The sequence below is a fragment of the Kaarinaea lacus genome (genome assembly GCF_975902315.1).
In genome coordinates, this window is record NZ_CDLKIE010000045.1 from 1 (window position 1) to 2695 (window position 2695).

The 2695-nt window shown below is 45.4% G+C and carries 4 protein-coding genes; 1 reads left to right on the forward strand and 3 read right to left on the reverse strand.

Features of this window, described 5'->3' with window-relative positions:
* Positions 1 to 912 (forward strand): sigma-54 interaction domain-containing protein (locus ACWVCM_RS00780; RefSeq protein WP_455199786.1); only part of this gene is annotated, 912 nt, incomplete at its 5' end.
* A 35-nt stretch (positions 913 to 947) separates the two neighbouring features.
* Here the strand turns inward: ACWVCM_RS00780 and ACWVCM_RS00785 are convergent.
* The 3 genes from ACWVCM_RS00785 to ACWVCM_RS00795 all read right to left on the reverse strand — a co-directional run.
* Positions 948 to 1382 (reverse strand): DsrE family protein, encoded by a 435-nt coding sequence (locus ACWVCM_RS00785; RefSeq protein WP_455199787.1) that lies wholly within the window; start codon positions 1380 to 1382, stop codon positions 948 to 950.
* Positions 1383 to 1447: 65 nt separating this feature from the next.
* Positions 1448 to 2047: a peroxiredoxin family protein gene (locus ACWVCM_RS00790; protein WP_455199788.1), complete on the reverse strand. Its 600-nt coding sequence runs from the start codon at positions 2045 to 2047 to the stop codon at positions 1448 to 1450.
* A partial coding sequence (locus tag ACWVCM_RS00795; RefSeq protein WP_455199789.1) for a hypothetical protein occupies positions 2034 to 2695 on the reverse strand: 662 nt, incomplete at its 5' end. The genes ACWVCM_RS00795 and ACWVCM_RS00790, both read right to left, overlap by 14 nt.

Here is a 2695-nt window from a genome sequence, read left to right on the forward strand (position 1 = left end):
ATGTGGGCACGAAATCTTATCGCTGCTACTGACGCGACCTTACTCATTCATGGTGAAAGCGGCACCGGTAAAGAATTACTGGCGCATAAAGTTCATGAAAACAGTAAGCGTGTTAATAAACACTTCATCAGTATCAACTGTGCAGCTTTACCTGAACAATTAGCGGAATCGGAACTCTTTGGGCATCGTAAAGGTGCGTTTACCGGTGCACATGCAAACTATGATGGTCGCATTCGTGCTGCAGAAGGTGGGACACTGTTTCTCGATGAAGTGGGCGAACTGTCATTATCCATTCAGGCAAAATTATTGCGGTTTTTGGAGTCTGGCGAATGTCAGGCGATTGGTGAAAATAAAGCTTATCACTGTGATGTTCGTTTGATTGCAGCTACCAATCGAGACTTATTCACAATGGTAAAGGCTGGACAGTTTCGTGAAGACTTGTTTTACCGATTAAACGTTGTGCCATTAGAAATGCCCGCTTTGCGTGAGCGTGCAAGCGATTTGAATCTGTTATTACAATTTTTCACCAAACAGTTTTCTGCGATTCATGAACTGCAAGCGCCTGTCTATAGCAAAGCCGCATTAAAGCAATTACATCAGTATCACTGGCCAGGCAATGTGCGTGAGTTGCGGAACTTCTGCGAACGCATGCTGATCCTGTTTAGCGGTCGTCAAATCGAATTGCAGAACCTGCCGCAGGAAATTAGTTTCCCAGCCCACGCGACTTTGGCAAGACAGGCAGACGGATTTATTTTGCCGGACGATGGCGTCAAACTGGAAGACCTGGAAATTGATATCATTAAGCAAGCCTTGCATAAAGCCCGTGGTAATCGTAGTCGTGCTGCACGTTTGCTGGGTTTAACGCGCGACACCTTACTGTATCGCATAAAAAAATATGCTATCAATTGCTAGCTTTTCGCCAGCATTTCCCTGTTACTGGTTTGGCATCAATAACTCAATACGGTAGTATCTTCCGCAAACAGTGCTGGCCAGGTAATTTCAGGTCCGCCGATCTTTACGCCTTCAATTAAGTCTTCCTTTTTAAGGCCGCCAACGTTTTTCATGCACATGGGACAAATAATGACTTGTCCGCCGGCTTCTATGAAAATGTCGAGCATTTCCTTAAGAGACTTGCCGTTGGCATGTTTGTGCCCGGGGATATTTTTATCGGCAATTCTCACGCCTTCAATATTAAGGAAAATAGTGACGGGTATTTTCTTTTGCTTCCGTACCTTTGTGCTAAAGCCAATTGCCATTGCTGCGCGATTAATGTTATCGCTTGACAGATTGACAAATAGCTTCTGACCAGATTCGTCCGAGTAAGCTGAATTGCAAACCAGCAATAAAGCAACTATTAATAATGCGTACATATTTTTAATCATCACTGTTACTCCTGTAATAAAAGCCCGTGTTGGTATACAAGGTTCCAGTTAGGCATACCTGACGCCTATTTTTGCAATACTGAATCCAGTACCTCGGCCAGGTTATCTCCGGTTCGATAATCTTCGTTCATCCGGATAACGCCAGAAGCATCGATGACTACCGTCGTACCCATGGCTGCGTGAAATTGCCGAAACACCGAGCGGTTAGTGTCAGCCAGAACAACAAAATCAGAACCAACATAACCATTAGCCAATTCAGCATTAAAAGCCTGTTGCACCGAGCCGGATACGTAGTCGATGAGAAAATATTTTACCTTTCCGCGTGTGCTAAATTGCGGCATCAAGGCGTATATCATATGGTCGGAGTGCCCCAGGCAAATGGGGCACCACATGGTGAAATACAGCACAATGGCATCTGCAGGCGTGGCGCCGTTGAGTAGATAATCATATAAATTCACGGTCGTGCCTGTGCTATCAGCCAAACTGAAGTTGGCAGCAACCTGACCGGGCAAATAGCCTTCACTCCCCGCGACGACTGGTTCCCGCCTGTCTTCGCCTGAAGGAAACAAATCGCCGTTATCACAGCTCCATAAACTGCTGCAAAGAAATATTATGCCTGCGAGGTAGCGAACATTATCGGTGTATGCGCTATTACAAAAAAACATGTTGTATTCCCATGCTAACTATATCGGTGGTAGGAAAGTTATAACCCCAGTCATCGGCTTTTATTGCATGGTTCCAGTTGAGCTTTGCGATCCAGCTCTTGTCTGGCGTCGACCAGGCGAAGCCCAGCGTGATGCTTTGTTTGCGGAATCCTGACGTGTCATCTTTAACGCCATCGATTTCAGTTTTTGCTTCGCGTAAATTGTTATAACCAACGGTCATGGTTATCTCGTGTAATTTATCGGTGAAAAATATGTATCCGCCGGTGAGTGAGAAATTGGAGCGGTCACCTAATTGCTTGTCATAGGGTTCTACGTAGGTGCCATACTCGCTATTCACAGATCGCTCGAGATATTTTCCATAAGCCAGGCGCATGTTGCCGGTCCATGGATAAACGGTTTTGTCTACCAGCACATTCAGGTCAAGGCGATAAAAACCTCGACCGGTAATATCAAAATTGTCGGTAACATTGTCATAGGGAGAGATACCGGTGGGTATGGTTAAGGTGCTGCCAAGATAGACTGCCGGCGTTAGATCACTAAGTTCACGCACCTTGTAGACACACATCGCAGTATCGAATGTTTCATACCAAAGTGTTAGTTTCGTATCACCTAATCCCGAAGTGCTAGAAGATTCACTGCTATAGTCGC